23 protein-coding genes and 2 tRNA genes are annotated in these 22,945 nt (G+C 67.8%); 13 read left to right on the top strand and 12 right to left on the bottom strand.

Annotated features, from left to right (window positions below):
- Positions 1-25: 25 nt before the first annotated feature.
- The 6 genes from CTB96_RS07945 (at position 26) to CTB96_RS07920 (ending at position 6,504) form a co-directional block, all read left to right on the top strand.
- Complete coding sequence (locus tag CTB96_RS07945; protein ID WP_110126393.1) at positions 26-700, top strand: TetR/AcrR family transcriptional regulator; 675 nt, start codon at positions 26-28, stop codon at positions 698-700.
- Positions 690-1,463, top strand: a complete 774-nt coding sequence (locus CTB96_RS07940; RefSeq protein WP_110126392.1) for a hypothetical protein — start codon at positions 690-692, stop codon at positions 1,461-1,463. Before CTB96_RS07945 ends, CTB96_RS07940 begins: the two co-directional genes overlap by 11 nt.
- A gap of 5 nt (positions 1,464-1,468) precedes the next feature.
- Complete coding sequence (locus tag CTB96_RS07935; protein WP_110126391.1) at positions 1,469-2,764, top strand: aminotransferase class III-fold pyridoxal phosphate-dependent enzyme; 1,296 nt, start codon at positions 1,469-1,471, stop codon at positions 2,762-2,764.
- On the top strand, positions 2,761-3,963 hold the full coding sequence (locus CTB96_RS07930; protein WP_110126390.1) for an MFS transporter: 1,203 nt from the start codon (positions 2,761-2,763) through the stop codon (positions 3,961-3,963). Before CTB96_RS07935 ends, CTB96_RS07930 begins: the two co-directional genes overlap by 4 nt.
- Positions 3,964-4,101: 138 nt before the next feature.
- Entirely contained in the window at positions 4,102-4,839 is a 738-nt protein-coding gene (locus CTB96_RS07925) for a flavodoxin family protein (RefSeq protein WP_110126389.1), read from the top strand.
- Positions 4,840-4,893: 54 nt separating this feature from the next.
- A complete protein-coding gene (locus tag CTB96_RS07920; protein WP_110126388.1) occupies positions 4,894-6,504 on the top strand; it encodes a carboxylesterase/lipase family protein in 1,611 nt (536 codons plus the stop codon).
- Between the two features lie 9 nt (positions 6,505-6,513).
- Here CTB96_RS07920 and CTB96_RS07915 read toward each other — a convergent pair whose 3' ends face one another.
- On the bottom strand, positions 6,514-6,957 hold the full coding sequence (locus tag CTB96_RS07915) for a winged helix-turn-helix transcriptional regulator (protein ID WP_110126387.1): 444 nt from the start codon (positions 6,955-6,957) through the stop codon (positions 6,514-6,516).
- Positions 6,958-7,065: 108 nt separating this feature from the next.
- Between CTB96_RS07915 and CTB96_RS07910 the strand changes: the two genes are divergently transcribed.
- From CTB96_RS07910 to CTB96_RS07900, 3 genes are all read left to right on the top strand, one after another.
- Positions 7,066-7,926, top strand: coding sequence for an SDR family oxidoreductase (locus tag CTB96_RS07910; protein WP_110126386.1), 861 nt, complete (start codon positions 7,066-7,068; stop codon positions 7,924-7,926).
- 112 nt (positions 7,927-8,038) lie between these two features.
- Positions 8,039-8,536 (top strand): FBP domain-containing protein, encoded by a 498-nt coding sequence (locus tag CTB96_RS07905; RefSeq protein ID WP_110126385.1) that lies wholly within the window; start codon positions 8,039-8,041, stop codon positions 8,534-8,536.
- A gap of 84 nt (positions 8,537-8,620) precedes the next feature.
- A complete protein-coding gene (locus tag CTB96_RS07900; RefSeq protein ID WP_146215768.1) occupies positions 8,621-10,390 on the top strand; it encodes a putative bifunctional diguanylate cyclase/phosphodiesterase in 1,770 nt (589 codons plus the stop codon).
- A gap of 10 nt (positions 10,391-10,400) precedes the next feature.
- Here the strand turns inward: CTB96_RS07900 and CTB96_RS07895 are convergent, their stop codons facing one another.
- The 4 genes from CTB96_RS07895 to CTB96_RS07880 form a co-directional block, all read right to left on the bottom strand.
- Positions 10,401-10,907, bottom strand: a complete 507-nt coding sequence (locus tag CTB96_RS07895) for a metallophosphoesterase family protein (protein WP_110126383.1) — start codon at positions 10,905-10,907, stop codon at positions 10,401-10,403.
- On the bottom strand, positions 10,904-11,260 hold the full coding sequence (locus CTB96_RS07890) for a hypothetical protein (RefSeq protein ID WP_110126382.1): 357 nt from the start codon (positions 11,258-11,260) through the stop codon (positions 10,904-10,906). Before CTB96_RS07890 ends, CTB96_RS07895 begins: the two co-directional genes overlap by 4 nt.
- A 105-nt stretch (positions 11,261-11,365) precedes the next feature.
- Positions 11,366-11,674, bottom strand: a complete 309-nt coding sequence (locus tag CTB96_RS07885; RefSeq protein WP_146215767.1) for a hypothetical protein — start codon at positions 11,672-11,674, stop codon at positions 11,366-11,368.
- Positions 11,671-13,197, bottom strand: a complete 1,527-nt coding sequence (locus tag CTB96_RS07880) for a class I SAM-dependent methyltransferase (RefSeq protein WP_110126380.1) — start codon at positions 13,195-13,197, stop codon at positions 11,671-11,673. Before CTB96_RS07880 ends, CTB96_RS07885 begins: the two co-directional genes overlap by 4 nt.
- A gap of 240 nt (positions 13,198-13,437) precedes the next feature.
- On the opposite strand from CTB96_RS07880, the gene CTB96_RS07875 reads away from it, so the two are divergent.
- From CTB96_RS07875 to CTB96_RS07865, 3 genes are all read left to right on the top strand, one after another.
- Positions 13,438-14,190: an SDR family NAD(P)-dependent oxidoreductase gene (locus CTB96_RS07875; protein WP_110126379.1), complete on the top strand. Its 753-nt coding sequence runs from the start codon at positions 13,438-13,440 to the stop codon at positions 14,188-14,190.
- 81 nt (positions 14,191-14,271) lie between these two features.
- The gene (locus CTB96_RS07870; protein WP_219993236.1) at positions 14,272-15,261 is read left to right on the top strand and encodes a DUF389 domain-containing protein; all 990 of its coding nucleotides are present in this window, start codon (positions 14,272-14,274) and stop codon (positions 15,259-15,261) included.
- Positions 15,262-15,296: 35 nt separating this feature from the next.
- A complete protein-coding gene (locus tag CTB96_RS07865) occupies positions 15,297-16,559 on the top strand; it encodes an MFS transporter (protein ID WP_110126378.1) in 1,263 nt (420 codons plus the stop codon).
- Positions 16,560-16,612: 53 nt separating this feature from the next.
- On the opposite strand, the gene CTB96_RS07860 is transcribed toward CTB96_RS07865, so the two are convergent.
- The 5 genes from CTB96_RS07860 to serS form a co-directional block, all read right to left on the bottom strand.
- Positions 16,613-16,703 (bottom strand) — tRNA-Ser (locus CTB96_RS07860).
- A gap of 89 nt (positions 16,704-16,792) precedes the next feature.
- Positions 16,793-18,061, bottom strand: a complete 1,269-nt coding sequence (locus CTB96_RS07855; protein ID WP_110126377.1) for an LCP family protein — start codon at positions 18,059-18,061, stop codon at positions 16,793-16,795.
- A 39-nt stretch (positions 18,062-18,100) separates the two neighbouring features.
- A tRNA-Ser gene (locus CTB96_RS07850) sits at positions 18,101-18,188 on the bottom strand.
- Between the two features lie 131 nt (positions 18,189-18,319).
- Complete coding sequence (locus CTB96_RS07845) at positions 18,320-19,132, bottom strand: HAD family hydrolase (RefSeq protein WP_110126376.1); 813 nt, start codon at positions 19,130-19,132, stop codon at positions 18,320-18,322.
- On the bottom strand, positions 19,129-20,394 hold the full coding sequence (gene serS, locus CTB96_RS07840; protein ID WP_110126375.1) for a serine--tRNA ligase: 1,266 nt from the start codon (positions 20,392-20,394) through the stop codon (positions 19,129-19,131). The genes CTB96_RS07845 and serS overlap by 4 nt, the downstream gene beginning before the upstream one ends.
- 50 nt (positions 20,395-20,444) lie before the next feature.
- Here serS and CTB96_RS07835 point away from each other — a divergent pair, with 50 nt between their 5' ends.
- Complete coding sequence (locus CTB96_RS07835) at positions 20,445-21,470, top strand: diacylglycerol/lipid kinase family protein (protein ID WP_110126428.1); 1,026 nt, start codon at positions 20,445-20,447, stop codon at positions 21,468-21,470.
- 7 nt (positions 21,471-21,477) lie between these two features.
- On the opposite strand, the gene CTB96_RS07830 is transcribed toward CTB96_RS07835, so the two are convergent.
- On the bottom strand, positions 21,478-21,987 hold the full coding sequence (locus CTB96_RS07830) for a hypothetical protein (protein ID WP_110126374.1): 510 nt from the start codon (positions 21,985-21,987) through the stop codon (positions 21,478-21,480).
- Positions 21,984-22,928, bottom strand: a complete 945-nt coding sequence (gene pheA, locus CTB96_RS07825) for a prephenate dehydratase (RefSeq protein ID WP_110126373.1) — start codon at positions 22,926-22,928, stop codon at positions 21,984-21,986. The genes CTB96_RS07830 and pheA overlap by 4 nt, the downstream gene beginning before the upstream one ends.
- Between the last annotated feature and the right edge of the window lie 17 nt (positions 22,929-22,945).

Raw genomic sequence — 22,945 nt, 5'->3', positions numbered from 1 at the left:
GTCCCCGCAGCCCCGACGGAGCCCCATGACCCGCCTTCCCCTCGCCGATCGCCGTACCGAACTGATCGGCGCGGCCGTGCGGGTCATCGCCCGCTCGGGCCTGGCCGCCGCCACCACCCGCGCGATCGTCGCTGAGGCCGGCATGCCCCTGGGCAGCTTCCACTACGCCTTCGACTCCCGAGACGACCTCATCGCCGCGGTCATCGACACCATCACCGACGAAGAGCACGACGCCGCACTCTCCGCCCTGCCCCACGCCGCGGACGGCGGCACCGACCTCGCAACCACCCTCCGACACGGGCTCGACCGCTACCTCGACCTTCTCGTTGCCGATCCCCAGCGCGAGCAGGCCCTGCTGGAATTGAGCCTGTACGCCATGCGGCAGAACACCCCGACCCCCCAGGCGTCCGGACAGTACCGCGCGTACTACCGCGCTGCCGCGCACAGCCTCGACCTCGCCGCATCCGCCTGCGGCATGGAATGGTCGGTGCCGCTGCACCGGGCTGCCCGATTGCTGGTCACCATCACCGACGGCGTCACCAGCACCTGGCTCGCCGACCGCGACACCGCGGCAGCCCGGGACACCGTCATTTTCGCCGCGGATGCGCTCGCCCGGCTCGCCCGGCCGGCCGCCGCAGACCTCACCGCACCCTCCCCGATCGCCCACATGTCCCGCAAGGAGCAGCCCCGTGCTGATTGACACCGACCCACGCGTCCAGGCGCACATCAACCTCTTTGCCGTCCTCGGCACCCTGCCAGTGCTGGTCGAACGGGTGCCGGCGGCTCGCGCCCTGCTCGCCAGCACCCTCACGCCGGTGGGCATCCGCTTCGTCGTGCCCGGCCTGCCACGGGCCGTGCTCACCTTCGACGCCACCGGCGTGCGCTGGAATCGTGAGCCCAAGGCGCCGTTGGTCACCCTGGTCTTCACCTCGGTCGCGCACTTCAACCGCATGATCGACGGCGCCGCCCAACCGATCCCGCTGGCCGCGCCCACGCGGCTGCGCTTCCTCACCGGCGTCTTCGCGCCGCTCACCGACCTGCTCGGCCGCTACCTGCAGCCGAGCGAGGCGGATCTGGCCGATCCGGAGTTCCGCGAGACCAGCACCGTCCTCACCCTGCACGTCGCGGCAGCCGCCCTCGCCCAGGTGGCCAATGAAGACCGCAGCGGCCGGTTCAGCGCGCACCACATTCCCGACGGCGACGTCGCCCTCGAGGTGACGGGCACCCTCGCGTACCACCTGCAATTGCGCGATCACCACGCCACCTTCGTCGCCGCCCCGTCACCGCACCCGCGCGGCGCCCTCACCTTCTCCACCCTCGAGGTCACCGGCGGCATTCTGGCCGGCGACCTCAGCGCCGTCGCCTGCATCAGCGACGGCCGCCTGGCCATGCGCGGCGTCATCTCCATGGTCGACAACGTCAATCGCATCCTCGACCGCGTCGGTCACTACCTCGGAAAGTAAGAACCATGAGCCTCGTTCCCCCGCGCACCGCGCCCACCACCCCCTACACCTTCGAGAAAAGCCGCGCCGCGTTCGACCGCGCGCTCAGCGTCATCCCGTCCGGCATCTACGGCCACCAGGGGCCCACCGAGGGCTGCTACATTCCGCAGACCTCGTTCCCGCTGTTCTCCTCCCGCGCGGAGGGCAGCCGGTTCTGGGACCTCGACGACAACGAGTACATCGACTACATGTGCGGCTACGGGCCCAACGTGCTCGGCTACCGCGATCCGGATGTCGACGCCGCGGCCGCCAGGCAAGCCAAGCTCGAAGATGTGGTCACGATCCCATCCGCCATCATGGTGGACTTCGCCGAGCTGCTCGTGGACACCGTGGCGAGCGCCGACTGGGCCTTCTTCGCCAAGAACGGCGGGGACGCCACCACTCTCGCGGTGATGACCGCCCGGGCCGCCACCCGGCGCAAGAAGATCGTCTTCATCAACGGTTTCTACCACGGAGTCGCCCCGTGGACCCAGAAGCTCGACTACCCCGGAGTGCTCGAGGAAGAGGTGGCGAACAACCTCTACGTCGACTTCAACGACCTGCCCGCCCTGGAGCGCCTGTTCAGCGAGCACCGCGGCAGCATCGCCGGCCTCATCGCCCAGCCCTACATGCACGGCAACTTCACCGACAACACCCTGCCGGAGGCGGGCTACTGGCAGGCGGTGCGGGCCCTCTGCGACGCACACGGGGTGGTGCTCATCGTCGACGACGTGCGCGCCGGGTTCCGGCTCGACCTGGCCGGCTCCGACCACTACTTCGGTTTCAAGGCCGACCTGATCTGCTTCTGCAAGGCCCTCGCCAACGGCTACAACGTCTCGGCGCTCTGCGGCCGGGAATCGCTGAAAGACACCGTGAGCAGCCTGAGCTACACCGGCAGCTACTGGATGAGCGCGGTGCCGTTCGCCGCCGGGATCGCCACCCTCACCAAGCTCAAACAACTGGATGCGCCGACCCAGTTCCAGCGCCTCGGCACCGAACTCACCACCGGCCTCACCTCGGCAGCAGCCGAACACGGCTTCACGCTGATAGCCTCCGGGGCACCCGCCCTGTTCTACCTGCGCATCGCCGACGACGACTCGCTCATGCTGCACCAGGAATGGGTGGCCGAATGTGTGCGGCGCGGAGTGTTCCTCACCTCGCACCACAACCATTTCATCAACGCCGCCCTCACTTCCGCCGACATCACCCGCACTCTCGAGATCGCCCACGAAGCATTCGGCATCGTGCGGTCCTCCCACCCCGAACTGGAGCTGACCCGATGAGCGCACCCCTGAGCATCCCGCCGGCCACCGGCGTCCGGCGATCCCGGGTGGCGGTGAGCGCCAGCTACGCGGCACAGGGATTCGGTTACGCGGTGGTGGTCACCTCGCTGCCCAACCTCAAGACCCGACACGGCATCGACGACACCGTCGTGTCGCTCATCGTGCTCCTGGTCTGTGTCGCGGCGGCGGGTGGCTCCCTGCTGGCCGACCGGCTGGCTCTCCGCTGGGGCAGCCGGGTGGCGCTGGTGGTGGGGCTGCTGCTCGAGGCCGTTGCGCTGCCGTTGATCGCCAGCCCGGTGGGCCTGCCGGCCTTCATCGCCGCGTTCGCGATCTACGGCGCAGGACTCGGCATCGTCGATGCCGCCGGCGCCATGCAGGGCGTGCTGGTGCAACAGCGCGTCGGCGTCTCGGTGATGGCGGGTTTCTTCGCCTGGTACACCGGCGCGGCCATTGCAGGAGCCCTGTTGATGTCGGCCGTCGCCGGCACCGCGGCCAACGCGAGCATCGCCCTGGTGGTGGGCGCGATCGTCGCCCTGCTCGTGGCCGGGCTCGGGGTGCGTGGCTTCGACCCCCGGCTCACCCGGCTGGCCCCGGCCCCGGATGCCGCCCCGCACGGCAAGCTGCCGCACCGCGGCATCGCCCTGTTCGGCACGGTGGTGCTGGCCGCGTTCGTGGTGGACTCCGCGGTGAGCACCTGGAGCACCGTCTACCTGCACGACGTGCTGCTCACCGGCGCCGCCATCGCCCCGCTCGGCTACGCCGCCTATCAGGCCGCCATCCTGGTCACCCGCATCGGCGCCGACCGGCTGGTGCGCCGGTTCGGCCGGGTGGTGCTGGCCGTGGTCACCACGGTGCTGGCGATCCTCGGCTGTCTCGTCGTGGCCTCCGTGCCCGCGACGTGGGCGGCCGTGGCCGGCTTCACCCTGGCCGGCTTCGGCGTCGGCGCCCTCGTACCGCTGGCGTTCAGTGCCGCCGGCGAGCTGCACGAAGCGCGCAGCGACGAGGTGATCGCCAGGGTCAATCTGTTCAACTACGCCGGTGCCGTGCTCGGCGCCGTGCTGGTGGGGCTGCTCGCGGACTCCACCGGCCTCGCCCACGCTTTCCTGCTGCCGATGGCCCTGCTCATTCCGGTGCTGTTCCTGGCCCGCCGCTTCGCCCCACGCCCCGCGCGCACGCTGGCGCCCACCCCCGCCCCCTAAGCGCTGAGACCTTTCATTTACGGACTTCCCCCCTTCGTTCTGGAAACGAGGGGCGGAAGTCCGTAACTGAACGGAATGAGCGCTCTGGGCATCCGCGCCGGGCTAGACGAGCCCGAGGGCCGGTGCTTGACTGCCCGCATGGCAGAACCCGGCAGGAACACCCAGGCGTCGTTCGACTATCAGGGACTGCGTGCCCTGTTCATCAACTGCACGCTGAAGCGCAGCCCGGAAATCAGCAACACGCAGGGCATCATCACCCTCAGCGCCCACCTCATGCGGGAACAGGGCGTGCACGTCGAGGTCATCCGCGCCATCGACCGCGACATCGCCACCGGCGTGTACCCCGACATGACCGAGCACGGGTGGGCCACGGATGCCTGGCCGGCGCTGTTCGACAAAGTCGCCGCCGCCGACATCCTCGTGATCGCCGGGCCGATCTGGCTCGGAGACAACAGCTCGGTCACTAAACGCATCGTCGAACGGCTGTACGCAATGTCGGGCGAATTCAATGAAAAGGGGCAGTACGTCTACTACGGCAAGGTGGGCGGCGCCATCATCACGGGCAACGAAGACGGCGTGAAGCACTGCGCATCCAACCTGCTCTACAGCCTGCAACACATCGGCTACACGATCCCGCCCGCAGCGGATTCCGGCTGGATCGGTGAGATCGGCCCCGGCCCCAGCTACCTGGATGCGGGCTCTGGCGGCCCGGAGAACGACTTCACGAACCGCAACACCACGTTCATGACCTGGAACCTCATGCATCTGGCCGCGATCCTGAAGGCCAACCGCGGAATTCCCGCCTACGGCAACCTGCGCGAAGACTGGGACGCCGGCGAAAGGTTCGGGTTCGAGCCGAATCCGGAATACCGCTAGGACAACGACCACCGGGCGCCGAACGACGCGCAACCGCCAGAGGAGGGAGACATCATGCTCGGCCCTCCGCCGGATTACGAGCCGGTACCTGAGCAGAATCCGAATCCGTTGGTGCGCTCCGACCCGGTGGCAGCCTGGCCCGGTGACGTCCAGATCGCCGGCGGTACCGTGCGTGGCTTCAGCGCCGACGGCATGGCGATCTGGCGTGGCATTCCGTACGCTGCACCGCCGGTAGGACCGCTGCGCTTCCGTGCGCCCCAGCCGGTGCAGCCCTGGGAGGGCACGCGCGATGCCCGCCAGTTCGGCCAGATCGCCCCGCAACACCGCGGCCGCCAGGTCACGAGCGGGGATCGGCGCATCCGCATGGGCGAGGACTGCCTCAATCTCAACGTGCAGCGTCCGGCAGCAGTCGATCCCGCCGCCCACAATCTGCCGGTGATGGTGTTCATCCATGGCGGCGGCTATGCCACCGGTTCCTCGCAGGAGTTCAGCGGGCGCGGCGAGACCTTCGTGCGCACCGGCAGGGTGGTGTACGTCAGCTTCAACTATCGGCTCGGGGCCCTGGGCTACCTGCACTTCAGCCGGTTCGCCACTCTGAACCGCAGCTTCGACAGCAACCTGGGCCTCCGCGACCAGGTCGCTGCCCTGCAGTGGGTGCATGACAACATCCGCGCCTTCGGCGGCGATCCCGACAATGTCACCGTGTTCGGGGAGTCCGCCGGCGGCAACGCGGTGGTGACGTTGCTGGCAACTCCGGCTGGCGGTGGGCTCTTTGCCCGGGCGATTGCGCAGAGCCCACCCTCCAATGCGGCCTATTCGCCGGCGCTGGCCGGGCGGTGGGCCGCCGAATTCGTCGACGTGCTTCGGCAGAGCGGCCCACCGGAGTTGGCCGGCGGGCGGCGGCCCGCCGCCGAAGTGCTCACCACGGCGCCATGGCCCGCCCTGGTACGCGCCACCCAGGTGCTACAGCGGCGCACACCGGATGTCGACCCCGGCCGGTACTGCCTCGCGCCGGTCGTCGACGGAGAGTTCCTGCCTGAGCGCCCGATCGACGCGCTTCGCCACGGCCGCGCGCACAAGGTGCCGCTGATCATCGGAACCAACGACCGGGAGGGCTCGATCTTCCGAGGACGCGCGGACATCCTGCCCCGGTCCACCCGGCGCATCCAGTCGCTCTTCGACGAAGCCCCACCAGACTCGCACCGAGACATGCGGGTGGTGTACTCCGCGCTTCCCCCCGCACACGCCGAGCTCGACTTCGGCGGTGACTACGCGTTCTGGTATCCGAGCGTTCGGGTAGCCGAGTTGCACTCCCGGTCGGCGCCGGTCTACCTCTACCGGTTCGACTCAGCACCGCGGCTCCTGCACCTGCTCGGCTACGACGCCACGCACGGTCTCGAACTGCTCGCTCTTTTCGCGTCCGGGTCCGACCGGCAATTGCGCACGCTGTCAGCCCTCGGCGGCCGGCAGAGCTTTCTGCGCACCGGCGAGCGCATGCGCGCGCACTGGCTGCGATTCGCCGCCACGGGCAGTGTCGGCCCCGGCTGGCCGGCCTATAGCGAACGGGACCGGCTCACCCTGATCTTCGACGAAGCGGACCGCGTGGAGTCAGACCCGCGCGGAGATCGCCGGGCGGCCTGGCTTCAGTTCCTGCCTGACTTCTGACCGGTTTCGTCAGCGGCCGCCGACGATACCCGCGGCATTCGCTCCCACCCAGCGCACCAGGGGCAGCAGGTTGTCGGCGAGTTCATGCCCGCGCGCGGTGAGGCTGTAGTCCACCCGGGGCGGAATGGTGGGCTGCGCCTCCCGGTGCACGAGCCCGTCCGCCTCGAGGGTGCGCAGGGTCTGGGCGAGCATCTTCTCGCTGATGCCTTCGATGCCGCGGCGCAGTTCGCCCCAACGCAGGCTGGTCTCTGAGAGGGCCACGATCACCAGGACACCCCATTTGCTGGTGACGTGGTCGAGCACCACCCGGCTGGCGCAGCCGGCCGCGAAAACGTTGGCAGCGGGTGCGTCGCCGTCGGCCGGTGTTGCATCGCCCACCAATCGGGCGAGCCGGTCACGCAGGGCACTTTCTGGCGTTACCGAGACTGCGGGGGCCAACAGGGATGCGCTCATGACAGTAGCTTACCAAAAGGTGGGTACCTTCGGTTGGGAAGTATTGGCCGAATAGGCTGGTTACACCACTTCGAAGGCGCACACATGCGCGCCACGAAGGGAAACCCCATGTCTATCGTCGTCACCGGAGCAACCGGCCAACTCGGCAACCTCATCGTCGAGCACCTCATCAACCGCGGTGTCGCACCCGCCGAAATCACCGCCGTGGGCCGCAACACCGCCCGCCTGGCCCACCTTGCCGCGACCGGCGTGGCCACCGCCGTCATCGACTACTCCAGCCCGGCCAGCCTGGCCGCCGCGTTCGCCGGCGCCGGCGCCGACCAGTTGATGCTCGTCTCCGGCAGCGAGGTCGGCCAGCGAGTCGCGCAGCACACCAACGCCATCACCGCGGCGGTCGCCGCCGGGGTTCGCCACATCGTCTACACCAGCGCACCCGCCGCCACCACGTCAGCGCTCATCCTCGCGCCGGAGCACAAGGCGACCGAAGAAGCCCTGCAGGCCGCCGGAGTTCCCTTCACCATCCTGCGCAACGGCTGGTACACCGAGAACTACACTGCCGCGATCGTGCAGGCCCGCGAGAACGGCGTCTACCTCACCAGCGCCGGAGACGGCCGGGTCGCCAGCGCCTCGCGCACCGACTACGCCGAGGCGGCCGCCGTCGTGCTCACCACCCCCGGTCACGACAACGCCGTCTACGAGCTCGCCGGCGACGTGGCCTGGACCGGCACCGACATGGCCGAGGCCCTCACCGAGGTGGTCGGTCGCCCCGTGGTCTTCTCCTCCGTCAGTCCCGAAGAGCACACCGCGATCCTCACCGGCGCCGGCCTCGATGGCGGCACCGTTGGCTTCGTCGTCGCCCTCGACGGCAACACCCGCGACGGCCTGCTGGCCGGCGGCTCCACCGAACTGGCCACGCTCATCGGCCGGCCCACCACTCCGCTGATCGAGGGTCTGCGCGCCATCGCCTAACCGGCCGGCGTTGCCACCTACCGTCGCCCCCGGCCGTTCAACGCGCCGGTGGCGCTGCCGTTGAGGCTCCGGGAGGGCTCGGCTACGCTATACGGATTATCGGAGGGAGATCATGAAACCGCTATCTGCTGACGAGATCCGGGGCTCCATGGTGAACGCCACCGCCGACGAGATCGCCCGGATGCCGCTTCCCGGGTTGCACGAGACCATCTGGGAAGAACGCGAGTATCTGGGCTGGCGTGACCCACAATCACCGCAGCGTGGGTACATCGTCTTCTGGCGGGGAGACGCGCCGCTTGGCATGGTGCTCAGGGCCGCGACCCGCGGGCCGGGCCGGTCGATGTCGGCATTCTGCTCCCTGTGCCGCACCCAACAGCCGGCGCACCAGGTGAGTCTGTTCAGCGTGCCGAAGGCCGGTCAGGCCGGCCGGGACGGCAACACCGTCGGCACGTACATCTGCTCCGACCTGGCGTGCTCCACGCTCATCCGCATCCTGCCGCCGCCGTCGCAGATGCAACCCAACCCCGCCGAAATGGTCACCACCCGTGGAGCCGGCCTGCTGGCCCGACTCGAGGGTTTCACCAACGAGGTGCTCAAGCCCGCCGAATAATCTCCCGCGCCAGCGCGGGGAGAGGAACGGTAGGTTTAGATCAGGTGGTGAGACGCCGCCGACTTGTGGGGCAAGGGGGTGTGCGTGCGACTCTCTGCGCGGCGCGCGCGGGTGCGTTACCGGCCCGGGCTCTTCAACTCGGCGTCCTCCGCCGGAACCCTGCTCGGCGTGGCCCAGGCCGGTCTCGGTCTGCCGCTGGCTGTTTACGCCTGGTATCAGACCGTCCACAACGCCCGGTCGGAGGCGGTGCTCCTCGTCGTCGGTCTAGCGCTTCTGTTCACCGGTGCGCTGACGGTGCTGTTTCGCAGCCGCATTCGCGTGCCCCTGCGCCACGTCGTCCTGGCCTGGATCGGTGCCGGAGCGTTGCTCTGCCAGGCCGCGACCGGCGGTCAGGCCATCACCTACACCTTTGCCTGGACTCCGAGCCTGCTCGCCCTGGTCGCCTTCGCTGTCATTCCCGCTGCCCAATCGCTGGCCTACCCGCTGATCTTCATCCCACTGTCTTTGATCACCCTCGCTCTGCACCCCGGAACGAGCCCGGCGGATGTGGCGATGTCGTCGCTGCTCATGCTGGCGACCGGGATTGGCCTCACCTGGTTCGCCCGAAGCGCCCTGATGGCCGAGACCGACGAACTCACCGGCATCAACAACTTCGTCGGCTTCGCCCAGGTGCTCAACGCGGCCGTCCGCGACATCCCGCCCACTGTGCCGCTCTCGCTGGTGCGCCTCGACATCAACGAATTCGCACTGGTCAACCGGCGCGAAGGTCTCGAGGGTGGCGACGCCGCCATGGTGGCATTCGTCGCCGGCATTTCCGCCGAGCTGCCGGCCGGCGCCACGGTGGCTCGCATGGAGGGCGACGCCTTCGCCATTCTGTTGCCCGCGTTCACGGCCGCGCAGACCCAGACCTGGCTCGCCCAGGTGCAGACCATGGTCGCCGGTTTCTCTGCGGGAATCGCCTCCCGGGAGGGCGGTGAATCCGACAGTGAGTTCTTCGGCCGGGCAGGCAAGGCGCTCTTCGAGGCGCAGCGCGTGGGCCGCGGCAAGGTGATCACCCATGGCGGCTACTACGCGTCGCCGGCGGCGGTGCGGGACGGCCTGACAAACGGGGAGTTCTTCCTGCTCTTCCAACCGGTCATCCACCTGTCCACCGGCGCCACCGCCGGCGCGGAGGCGCTGGTGCGTTGGCAGCATCCCACCCGGGGGCTGGTGCCGCCGGCCGAGTTCATCCCGCTCTGCGAGGCGAGCGGCTCCATGCAGGTTCTGGGTCGGTGGGTCGTGCGCGAGTCGATCGAAGCGGCCGCCGACTGGGCGCGACGAGACCGCTCGGATGGGCAGCAGCTGAGCATCTCGATCAACGCGTCGGCTCGCGAGCTGGCCTCGGCGGGGTACGGGGACTATGTGCTCGACGAGTGCGCAACGGTGGGATTCCCGCCCAGCCTGGTGCGCATCGAAGTCACCGAGACGGATTTCGGCACGGATGCGGCGGCCGTGCGCGACAACATCCGGGTTCTTCGCGACGCCGGTGTGCTCATCTCCATGGATGATTTCGGCACTGGGCACTCCAGCCTGTCCAGGCTCACCGAGATCGACCTGGATGTGATCAAGATCGACCGGTCCTTCGTGGGCGCGATCGACGACACCACCGATTCCCCGGTGGCCGACCTCACCATCAAGATGGCTGCGGCGCTCGGGCTGGATGTGATCGCCGAGGGCGTCGAGACCAAAGCCCAGGCCCGGTGGCTGCTCGACCGCGGGTGCCCGTACGTGCAGGGCTACCTGTACTCGCGCCCGGTTCCCTCCGACGAGTTCGTGGCGAGGTTCGTGGAGGAGGCGCTGACCTCTCGGTCCTGACCCTGACGCGTCAGTCGGTCGTGATCGGAACCAGGGTGACGTCGCTGAGCTGCCCGTTCTCGGCCACTGCGGTGAGGTAGGTGTGCGCGAGCTGGCGCCGTCGGTCGGTCGGCGATCCGGGGTTCAACAGCCGCATGCCCCCTGGCGACACCGTGTCCCAGGGAATGTGGCTGTGGCCGAACACAAGCACGTCGGTATCGGGGAAGACTGCGTCCATCCGCCGCTCGCGCCCGGCAGCCGGCCCGGTTTCGTGGATCATCGCGAAGCGAATGCCCTCGATGCTCTCGTGCATGATCTCCGGCAGCACCGCCCGCAGACCTGCACCGTCGTTATTGCCGTACACGCCAAGTAGGGCGGTCGAACGTTCGGTGAGCTCGTCGAAGAGCGGGAGGTCCACCCAGTCCCCGGCGTGCAGCACCAGGTCCGCCTCATCAACGGCCTGCCAGAGCTGGTCGGGCAGGCGCCGGGCCCGCTGAGGAACGTGGGTGTCAGAGATCAGAAGGAGTCTGGTGGTCATATCCCATTCTGCAGCGCCGCTACCGAGGTCAGGAAGCTCGGCGTGCTGACGTAGTAGGTGACCCCGCCGTCGTTGACCAGCGTCGGGTAATCGTCACCCGAGCGCACGCCCTGCAGTGTTCCCGGAATTGGATCATCGGACTCCGTGAAGCCCGCGGCAATGAGCTCGGACTGCTGTGCATCCCACGCCGCGGTGTCCATGCCGACCTGACCAAGCCAGGCGACGACATCTCCGCCGACGGATGCCCAGTAGCAGCTGAACCCGCCCTCATCGATCATCGAGGCCATGATGCTGTCCGGTCCGGCGGGAACGGTGTTGATCGGCAGATAACCCGCGGCATCGATGTCGGCCATCGCTGATGGTGTCAGTACGTCCTCGCAGGTCGCCGCCGTGGTGGGGTCAGACGATGGCCCGTCTGTTGCCGGCGCGGTGCGCCGGGGCTTACCGCCGCTTACCGGTCAGGCTTTCGACGCCGGACGGTCCGGGCCGGCGGGCAGGGAACCGAGCGCCGTGACCACGAGGTCGCTCAGCTCAGCGATCCGCAGAGAGTCGCGCCGCAGCTCGTCGATGGCATACGGCACACCGTCCAACTCTGCCAACCGGAATTCGGCGCGGTCCATCCGCGCCAGGAGGTCGTCGACACTGTGGATCACCTCGGGCAGCCGGCCGTTCAACGCCCGAAGACTGCCGGCATATTCGAGCGTGCGCATCGTTTCTGGGGCAAGCTTGCGGGCCACTCGTCCGACAAGCCTCTTAGCTGCGCTCACTGCGGTGTTCCTTTCCTCGTCACGCCGACGGTGGCGACGCGCCTGTCTGTGGTGGTGGCGACCTCGACGAAGCGGATGTCCAGCGTGGGCTCAGTTTCCACCAGCTGCCGGAACTGCGACACGGTGAGGTGCCAGGTGCTCGGGTCATCGTTGTTCAGTTCGGCGGCGGGCACTGTAGCGAAGCTCGCCACCCACTCGCCGCCACGCTCGAGAAGAGCTGCCAACATCGGCATCAGCACCTCTCGCGCTTCCAAGGTGAGGGCGTGCAGAAGGTCGGCGGAGAAGATGTGGGCCGTACCCGGTCTACCGGACTCGGCAATCCCGAGCGCAAGCGCCTGCCGGGTGTCGCCCAGATCATGGATGCGCAGTTCAACGGCCGGGTATCCAGCGCCGAGCCGTTGCGTGACAGTGGTGACGGCGGACCTCGAGAAGTCCAGCCCGATCAGGCGGTGTCCTTTGCTGGCGAGATACACCAGGTCGTCACCGTTCCCGAAGCCCAGTGCGTAGATGGTCCCGTCGCTGGGAACACGGCCGAGGAAGGCCCTGGCGGTCGCGGAGTGAGTCCCGGAATCGCCTGCGCGGGCGGCGTTGTACTCTTCCCAGAAGTGCAGATGCTGGTTGGTGGTGCCGAACCAATTGGTGAAACGACGGGCGGCAGACGGAGGCGTGACGAAGCGGTGGCCGGGATCCGGGATGCGCCAGTCCGGCCCGTAGTTCGCTTCGAGCCAGCGGTCGGGAGGGTTGGGCGCGGGGAAGGCCCAGCCGTCGATGGTGATCTCGCCCAAGTGGTCGAAGGTGTCCCGCGGAATGGCTGCTCGCACGTGGAACGGTTGCATGAACATCTCATCGCGGTAGAAACCCCCGAAGATGTCGACATGGAACGCAGCGCCTTGCTGTTCAGGGAAGAGAATCTGCATTTGCGTCGCGCTGTAGCGAATGACGCTGCACCCGGCCGCTTCCAAGAACCTTTGCAGTGAGTAGCTCTCCAAGGCGACATCAGCGGGATGGTCGTGGGCGCTGACGTACCCGATGTCGGCGTCGTCGTCATGCGGCAGGAGCACGCCGGAGCGTACCGGCCCGAGCAATGTGCCGCCCATGATCCAGGGATTTACCCCGAACTGTCTCAGCCGGTCGATCACTTCGCTCGTGCGACGAAGGAGATCGGTGACGATTTCAGCACTGGCGTCGCCGAAGGTCACCGAGTGGTGGCCCCATTTGTTCAACACAACGGCTTGCCCAGAATCATCGGTGAATCGCAGTCCGCTGTCGGGGTCGACGGCAGCGCGCACCGGCAACCGATCGATCTCGGCTCCGGTGTCGGCAGAGTGCACAGCCAGTTCCCCGGTGCCCCGCAGGGTGAGACTGAAGGCCGGCGGGAGTCGATAGCGGATCATTCCATCGCCCACGGAATCCGCAAGCTCCGCCCCCAGCGTGAGCACCCGCCGGCCCGACACCCGCAGCTCTATCGACCGAGGAACGTCGCTTCGCACCTCGAGAGCGCATTGCGCCAGGTTGAGCTTCATATCAGTGTGGCTGCCCGTTGCCCTGCAGCCGGTGAGGTGTTCATCGGATGTTCCAGTGCCGTCCTCCAAGAAGTCACCCTATCGCCTGAGAGTTCTCACAGCCAGAGGCCCAAACGGGGGGAGTCCGGAGCAGACCGGTCGAGGATGAAATATTCCGGGAGCTTGGGCCGTTCCTGTATACGAACGCATGTAGTTAGTCGGTTGAGGAAACCGGTGCAGAACAGATAGGAAGTACGGAAAATGGCAAGGTTCGACAACAAGGTAGCAATCGTCACCGGCGGCGGAAGCGGCATCGGCGCCGAGATCTCCCGGGAGCTCGCCTCGGGTGGCGCCTCGGTCGTGGTCACTGACATCAACCTCGAGGCCGCACAGTCCGTCGTCGACCAGATCGTCACCGCGGGTGGAAAGGCCGCCGCGTTCCTGCAGAACACCGCCAAGTGGGAAGACTCCGAAGCCGCGGTGAAGTTCGCACAGGACACCTTCGGCGCACTGCACCTGGCCGTGAACAACGCCGGTATCGGTGCCGCGCCGCAGACCATCGGCGACTACGACATCGCCGCGTGGGATCGCGTGCGCGCTGTGAACCTCGATGGCGTCTTCTACGGCCTCAAGTTCCAGCTGCCCGCGATTGTTGCCGCCGGCGGCGGTGCCGTCGTGAACATGGCCTCTGTGCTCGGTTCGGTCGGTATCGCCCAGAACGCCGCGTACGTCACCAGCAAGCACGCCCTGATCGGCCTCACCAAGGTCGCCGCCCTGGAGTACACCGCCGAGGGTGTGCGCACGAACGCCGTGGGACCCGGCTTCATCGACACTCCGCTCGTGCGCTCCAGCCTCTCCCCCGAGGCGCTCACGGCGCTCGAGGGCGAGCACGCCTCGCGCCGTCTCGGCACCGACAAGGAGGTCGCCGCCCTCACCCTGTTCCTGCTGAGCGACGAAGCATCCTTCATCTCCGGCAGCTACCACCTCGTCGACGGCGGCTACTCCGCGCACTAGTCACCACGACGCTAACGGACCCGCCGGATCACGACGATCCGGCGGGTTTTCTCGTCTGGGCATCGGGGCTAGGTTCACAGCGTGACCGAGCGCTTCAACTCCACCACCGACATGCGTGATGCCGTGTTCTTTGACGGCCCCACGGTCAGTGCGCGCTATTCACGCTTCTGGATGCTGCTGATACTCGCCTCGATCATCGCGGCGGCCGGCATCGTGGGAGATTCCACTGCCACGGTCATCGGTGCGATGATCGTCGCGCCCCTGATGACGCCCATCCTGGGCACCATGCTTGCGACGGTACTTGGCGACCGCGCCAATCTCGTGCGTTCGCTGCTCCTGGTCGTGGGCGGAGCCGCCGCCGCGGTGGCCATCGGCTTCGCGGTCGGACTGCTCGTACACACGGCGGTCCTGGCCGGCACCAATGCGCAGGTCGCCTCCCGGGTGAGTCCCCGCCTGATCGACCTGCTCGCCGCCCTCGGCACCGGCGTGGTGGGCTCGGTGGCGCTGGTCAGACGCGACATCTCCGACACTCTCCCCGGCGTCGCCATCGCCATCTCCCTCGTTCCACCCCTCACGGTCGCCGGGCTGGTTCTCGAATCCGGGTCGTTCACCCAGTTCCTCGGCGCCCTGCTGCTCTTCCTCACCAACGTCGTCGCCATCCTCGGCACCGGAATCGTCGTGATGTCGGTCTACGGCGTGAGCCGGCTCACCCGCCGCAAGGCACCCGGCGACACCAGCACACCGAGCCTGTTGGGTCCCGTCCTGCTGCTCTCCGCGATGCTCCTGCTGGTCGGTATTCCCCTCACCCTCACCAGTGTCGATGTCACGGCCCGCAGCAATCTGGAGGGCTCCGTTCAGGCCGTGGGCACGGCGTGGGCCGAGACCGTCGGTTGGGCCGTCACCGGCGTCTCGACCCAGGGCACGGAGGTGATTCTGCATGTTGAGGGTGCACCACCGGTACCGGCCACCGCCGATCTGGAGAAAGCCCTGGAGGAAGCGGGTGTCGACTCCGACAGAGTGACCGTCGACCTCTCCCCCGTCACTACAGTGAAGCTCTCACAGGGACAGTGACCGAGTCGGTCTCAACCCTTAGCCACAATGGGTAGATGAACACGACAAACGTGCGGGCGAGCGCCTGGTCTGGCTATGACCGCGGAGCGCCAGAGCTCCGACGCATCACCGTTGCCCTGTTCGCCGCCGGGTTTGCGGTCTTCGCCCAGGTATTCGGCTCCCAGGCGATCTTGCCTGCCGTGAGCGCCGACCTCGGTATCAGTGCTTCGCAGGCCGCACTCATGGTGTCGGCCACAACGCTCGGCCTCGCCGCATCCGTGTTGCCCTGGGCCTGGCTGGCCGACCGGATCGGCCGGGTGCCGGCGATGAAGTTCAGCATCACCGCGGCGACGGTGGTGGGCTTCTCGGCCCCGCTGCTGCCGACATTCGAGGGCGTGCTCCTCGCCCGGGTCGTTCTTGGGTTGGCTCTCGGGGCCGTACCCGCCGTGAGTATCGCCTACCTCGCTGAGGAACTCGCCGCATCACGGGTCGCCGTCGCGGCGGGCATCTTTGTTGCGGGTAACACCTTCGGCGGCATCTGCGGCCGGCTCATCGCGGGTCCGCTCTCGCACCTGCTCGGCTGGCGCCCCGCGATGCTCGTCGTCGCAGCCCTGGCAGCTGTCGCTGCCATCGCCTTCGTGGTGCTGATTCCGCGGGCGCGCGGCTTCCGGGCCGACGTCGTTCAGCCCTTCCCGCTACGCACCCGCATCCTGTTCCAACTGCGCGATCCGGTGATGCTCGGCCTGTACGCCCAGGGTTTCCTACTCATGGGCGCATTCGGTGCCGTCTACAACTACTTCGGCTTCCGCCTGCTCCAGCCGCCGTTCTCCGTGCCCTCGGCGCTGGTCGGGTTACTGTTCGCCGCCTACTTCTTCGGCACCATCGCCAGCCGGGTCTCGGGCGGTCGCGTCGCCAGGTTCGGCGCGCTGCCGGTGATTCTCACGGGTATCGCCCTGATGCTCATCGGACTGGCCCTCCTGCTCACGCCCACACTCCCGGCTGTGATTGCCGGACTCGTGATCTTCACGATCGGATGCTTCACCGCGCACCCCGTTGCGAGCGGACAGTCGGGCATCCGCGCGCAGCTCGGACGCGCCCAGGCCACCGCGCTCTACCAACTGTGCTGGCTGGGCGGAACAGCCCTCTTCGGCTGGGTCGCAGGGATCGTCTACGACCTCGCCGGTTGGCCCGCCACCGTGGGCGTCGTCGGGACACTATGCCTGGCTGCTGCCGTTCTGGCGGTGCTCGGGCTACGTGTCTTCACTGACCGGCGGCCGGCGCTGCCCAGCCCGGCCTTGGTCGACCGCACCCCGGTTTGAACCGAAACGCGAAAACCCCCTGGATCTCTGTGATCCAGGGGGTTTTCGAAGTGCGGAGACGGAGGGATTTGAACCCTCGGTGCCCTGTGAAGGGCACTCCACCTTAGCAGGGTGGTGCACTAAGCCGGGCTATGCGACGTCTCCCGAGCGTCTGCTTGCGCAAACGCACATCCACCATACTAACGGCACCGCGGCATCCGTTTGCACATTTACGAGCGGATACCGCGGTGGCGCTACTGGTCTTCGACGGGGCGACCGGCCGAACAGGTCAGCTGCGAGGCGTCCTGGCCATACACGTTGCTCGGCAACGCCGACTCGGAGGGTGTCGGCTCCGCGGCCGGGTCGGCAGGATCCACGGGAGCGGCGGGATCGACGGGTTCAGCCGGCACAGCCGCGTTGGGGTCTGCCACCGAGAGGAAGTCGGCTTCACCCGGCGCCAGGGTGGGTGAGACATCCGCGTTGACCGCGGCGATCAGATCGGCCGCGGCAGATTCGTCGGGCTCGACACCGCCATCGACCACGAAGACCGGGTACTGAACGAAGACGACCTTGTCGAGCGGAATGTCCTTGAGCGCCATCGCGATGGAGACCATGGTGTCCATGCTCTGCAACGAGGTCGAGAGCTCCATGTTGTCAACGGCGGCCTTGGCGATCGAGTACAGCTTGATCGGGTCGCTCAGCGTCTCGGCACTCTTCAGGGTGCGCACGAGCGCGGACAGGAAGACCTGCTGGTTGCTGATCCGGCCCAGGTCGCTGCCGTCGCCGACGCCATGGCGGGTGCGCAGGAACTGCAGCGCCTCCAAGCCCTTGAGCTCTTGCTCGCCAGCGGCCAGGTTGAGGTCGGTGTACTCGTCGACGATGGGTTCGGCGATGCACACGGACACCCCGCCGACGGCCTCCGACATGGCCGCGACCCCATTGAACTGCACCAGCGCGGCATAGGGGATCGACAACCCCGTCAGCTCTTCCACCGTCATCACCGTGCAGGCCAGGCCACCGTAGTTCAGGGTGGTGTTGATCTTCTGGCTGCTCATCGAGCTGAAGGTACCGCCCTCGGGGTTCGGGCACGATGGGATCGGCACGAAGGTGTCCCGGGGAAAGCTGATCACGGTGGCACTGCTGTGGTCTTCGGCGATGTGCAGCAACATGGTCACGTCGTTGAGCACGGATGTCTCTTCGTCGGGGTCGCCGTAGCCGTCACCCTGACCTTCGCGGCTGTCGCTACCGACGAGGAGAAGGTTCGCTCCGCCGTCGATGGACCCGATGGTGGGCATCGGGCCGTCGGTCTCGTTCTCGAGCACTACAGCGGGCTTGACGCTGGCGGCCACATTGAGCGTGGCGAGGGCGGCCACTGACACTCCGCTGACCATGACCACGGCGAGGGCTGCGGCGAGCACCTTGGCGACGTTGGCGAACGCATTGGACCGCTTGAGCCGGCCGTGCCTGGCGAGTGTGCTGATCTGCTTCGATCGTTTCGAGCGGGGGCGCAATTGGTCGCTCACTCAAATCCTTTCGTCGTACAACAGGTTCAGCCACCCGCGTGGCGGAGGGCGTGGGATTCGAACCCACGAGACATTTCTGCCCACCAGTTTTCAAGACTGGCTCCATCGGCCGCTCGGACAGCCCTCCCGGTTCGACTGCTGGATCGTGCCGTGACGGGCAAGAACCAACAACGAACTGCGCCCGATCTTAGCCGATCACGGAATGTGCAGCCTGACATGCGAATCTGGCAAGGCCCTGCACGAGGCTCACAGGCCTGGTTAGAGGCTGCTCAGCACCACTGCGAGGCCGTCGTCCTGCACACTGACCGTCAGTTCGCTGGCGGACTCGAGCACGTCTTCCGGCGACTGGCCCATGGCCACGCCGCGGCCCTCCGTGCCGGCCCAGAGCAGCATGTCGATGTCGTTCCGCCCGTCGCCGACGGCCATCACCCGGTTGCGGGGAATGCCGATCTCGGCGCGCACCCGTTCCATGGCGGTGGCCTTGTTCACGCCGTCGGGGGCGATGTCGAGCCAGGCGGTCCAACCGATCGCGTAGCTCACCCGGTTGAGCCCCATCTGCTCCACCACCTGGAGGAAGTCCTCCATGTCGTGGTCGGGCGAGACAACCACGACGCGGGTGGCGGCGTGCAGCAGCAGTTCATCAAAATCGACGTGCTCGCTATCGATGCCGATGGTGGCGTCGGGGAACGGCTCGGTGTACCGGTAGTAGCCGTGCTCGTCTTCGACGGCATAGCGGGCTGTCTTCAGGTGCGAGCGGATGGAGAGGAGTACGTCGCTGGGGTCGAAGGTCTCGACCCATTCCCGGCGGTAGCCCATCGGCGCATCCGCGTCTCGGTGCAGGGTGATGGCGCCGTTGGAGCAGACCACGAACTTGGGCGTGATCTCGAGCCGATCGAGGACCGGCAGGGTGGCGGCGGCACTGCGCCCGGTGGCGAACATGATCTCGTGACCGGCGTCGGCGACTCGGCGCACCTGCCGAATGACGGCCTCACTGATGGTGCCGTCTTCGTGCAGGGTTGTGCCGTCGATATCGAGGGCAACGAGCCAGGGCGCGTCGGTCTTGACGGTCATCGGATGGGCGTGAGCACGTCGAGCCCGCCGAGGTACGGTCGCAGCGCCTCCGGCACGATGACCGAACCGTCGGCCTGTTGGTGCGTCTCCAGGATGGCGACGATCCAGCGGGTGGTGGCGAGGGTGCCGTTGAGCGTGGACACCGGGGCGGTCTTGCCCGACTCGGTGCGGTAGCGGATGTCGAGGCGGCGCGCCTGGTAGGTCGTGCAGTTGCTCGTGCTGGTCAGCTCACGGTAGGCGTTCTGGGTGGGTACCCAGGCCTCGATGTCGAACTTGCGGGCAGCGCTGGAGCCGAGGTCGCCGGCGGCGACGTCGATCACCCGGTAGCTCAGACCCAGGGCCTGGAGCATGCTCTCCTGCAGGGCGACGAGGCGGGCGTGCTCGGCTTCGGCGTTCTCCGGCAGCACGTAGGTGAACATCTCGAGCTTGTTGAACTGGTGCACGCGGATGATGCCGCGGGTGTCCTTGCCGCCCGAACCGGCCTCACGGCGGTAGCAGGTGGACCAGCCGGCGTAGCGCAGCGGCCCGTCGGTGAGGTCGAGGATCTCGTCGCTGTGGTACCCGGCGAGCGCGACCTCGCTGGTGCCGGTGAGGTAGAGGTCGTCGGCGGGCAGGTAGTAGATCTCGTCGGCGTGCTGGCCGAGGAAGCCCGTGCCGTCCATGATCTCGGGCCGCACCAGGGTGGGCGTGATCATAGGGATGAAATCCGCCGCGAGCGCGTGGTCGAGCGCCATGTTCATCAGGGCGATCTCGAGCCGGGCACCGATGCCGCGCAGGAAGTAGAACCTGGCGCCGGAAACCTTGGCGCCCCGGCCCATGTCGATGGCGCCGAGCATCTCGCCCAGTTCGAGGTGATCGCGGGCTTCGAAGTCGAAGGTGGGGATCTCCCCGTGGGTGCGCAGGGTGGTGAAGTTGTCTTCGCCGCCGGCGGGCACGCCGTCGATGATGGGGTTGGCGATGGTGCGCATCACCGCGGTGAACCGCTCCTCGGCCTCGGCCGCGGCAGCTCCGGCCGCCTTGACCTCGGCGGCGAGGCTCTGCGCCTCTGCGACCAGGGCCTTCTTCTCGGCCGGCGGGGCCTTCGCCACGGTTTTGCCGAAAGCATTCTGCGACGCGCGCAACGCTTCGAAGTTGGTAATCGACGATCGCCGGTCGGCGTCGGCGGCGAGCGCAGCGTCGACGGCCTCGACAGAGTCGCCCCGCGCCTCCTGCGATCGCTTGACGAGGTCGGGATTTTCGCGTAGCAGCACCGGATCAATCACCGGCCTAGTCTACAAGCGCCGCCCACACGCCCTTGCTATAGCCTGTGCGGGTGCAGACCACCGATTCCGGCCCCCACGAAGTTCCACCGGCACCGAAACGCGCCGCCGTGGTCTACAACCCGATCAAGACGGATGTGGCCAAGCTGCGCGCGAGTGTCACTTCCGCGGCCGAGGCGGCCGGCTGGGCGGAATCGCTCTGGTACGAGACGTCGATCGAAGACCCTGGGCAGCGGGCCACCCGGCGCGCCCTCCGGCACGACGTCGACCTGGTGCTCGCCGCCGGCGGCGACGGCACAGTGCGGGCGGTGGCGGAAGCCCTCCGAGGCGGCGAAGTGGCGCTGGGCGTGCTGCCCGTCGGCACCGGCAACCTGCTGGCCCGCAACCTGCAGCTGCCCCTGAGCAGCCTCGACGACGCCATCGAGATCGCCTTCACCGGCGACTCCCGCGCGATCGATCTCGGTGTCGCATCGGTCACGTTCGCCGACGACAGCATCGAAGACCACGTGTTCCTGGTGATGGCCGGACTCGGCCTGGACGCCCAGATGATCGCCGCCACCCGCCCCGACCTGAAGAAGCAGGTGGGCTGGCTGGCCTATGTTGACGCCGGGATGCGCGCCATCCCCAAGGCCGAACCGTTCCGCATCCGCTACAACCTGGGCACCCGCAGCGAGCATGCCGCCACAGTGAGCACCATCCTGATCGCCAATTGCGGGCTGCTTCCCGGCAACATCCAGTTTCTGCCCGATGCGATCATCGACGACGGAATCCTCGACATCGCCGTGCTGCAACCCAAGGGCGTGGTGGGCTGGCTCAAGATCTGGCGCCGGGTGACCTGGCAGAACGGCGTCCTTCGGCGCTCGGCCGTCGGCCGCCGCATCATCGAGCTCACCGAGGCCGACGATGAGCGCACCATGACCACACTGGTCGGCTCTGATATTCGCATCGTTGCCGACAAGCCGCAGGAGTTCGAACTCGACGGCGACGAGTTCGGGCTGGTGCGCAGTGTGTTCCTGCGCGCAGACCGGCGCGCGCTGCTCGTGCGGGTGCCCGCGGGGCCGCCCGCCGTCACCGGCTGATCTGGCCTCACCTCGATGAGCGAGCGCTCCGCTTGGCGCGCCAGGCGACGGCGTGCCAGAACAGCAGGCCCGCCATGATCATAAAGCCGGAGGTGATCAGGGACGGCGAGGCCACGTAGCTGAACTGCTGGATGACCACCGAAAACGGCGGCGCACCGCTCCCTGACCACGAGTTGTTCTGGAACATTCCGTTCACCGCCTGCCACTGCAGGGCCAGGCCGCCGGTGGGAAGCAGAACCCCGAGCAGCCACAGCAGCGCTATGTACGGGTTCCATCGGGACGGCTCGTACTCGTCCTGAAAATCGGTGTCGGCGATGGCCAGGTCCGCGAGGTCGTCAATCGACTCGTCGGCAGGGCGAGCTGCGTCGACCGAGGCTCCGGCGGGCGGCGGCACAATCAGGGGCCGGCGGGCCGCGGGGGCCGCAGGGGCGCCGGTGCCGGGCTGATAGCCGCGCTGGTAGATCGCGTCGTGACGGGGGTCGATCGCCGGGCGGCCGGTATCCCCCTGTCCGGTCATGCCTGCGGCTCCCCCGACACCAGGCCGCGCAGCCAGTCCCTGGCCTCGATGAAGACCTCGTCGTCGTAGCGGGAGGTGAACACGTTCGGCGCCCGGTCGGCCCGCGGATAGGAGCCGAGGAAGATCACCTTGGGGCTGAACCGGCGAAGTCCCAGCAGCGCATCCGCCACCCGTTCGTCGAGGATGTGGCCGTCGGCGTCGATGACGAACCGGTACCGGCCCATGGCATCGCCGATCGGCCGGGACTGGATGAGGCTGAGGTTGACGCCGCGGGTGGCGAACTGTTCGAGCATCTCGAGCAGCGCACCGGCACGGTCTTCCGGCAACTCCACGATCACGCTGGTCTTGTCGGCGCCCGTGGGCGCGGGGATCTCGGTGGTGCGGCCGACCAGCACGAAGCGGGTGACGGCATTGGGGTTGTCGCCGATGTCACGGGCGAGCACCACCAGGTCGTGGTGCTTCTCGATGCCGGGCGGGGCGACAGCGGCATCCGCCGGCCCGGGTTCGAACAGGGCGGCTGCGGCGGCCACGTTGCTCGACGACGGGATGTGCCCGTGCTTGGGCAGGGTGGCCTCGAGCCAGCTGCGGCACTGCGCGTACGCCACCGGATGCGCGTTGACGATCTTGACGTCGTCGAGGGTGGTGCCGGGCCGGGCGACAAGCACGAAGTTGACCGGTACGAGGTACTCGCCGAGGATCCGCAGGTTGGGCACGCTCGCGAGGGCGTCCTGGGTGGCGGAGACGCCACCGTCGACCGAATTCTCGATTGCGATCATGGCGGCGACGCTCCGGCCGTTCACGACGTCGGCGAGAGCCTCCCCCACGTTGTTGACGGCCCGCCACGGCAGGCCCTGCGCCTCGGGTACTTGGGCGAGGGCTGCCTCGGTGAAGGTCCCGGCGGGGCCCAGAAAGCTGTAGTGCACATCCGGAGTCTCTGGCATGGCTCACAGCCTAGTTG

The sequence above is a fragment of the Cryobacterium arcticum genome (assembly GCF_003185895.1).
Taxonomy (GTDB): domain Bacteria; phylum Actinomycetota; class Actinomycetes; order Actinomycetales; family Microbacteriaceae; genus Cryobacterium; species Cryobacterium arcticum.
The sequence above is the reverse complement of the archived record's forward strand: the minus strand, read 5'-3'. Positions and strand labels throughout refer to the sequence as shown.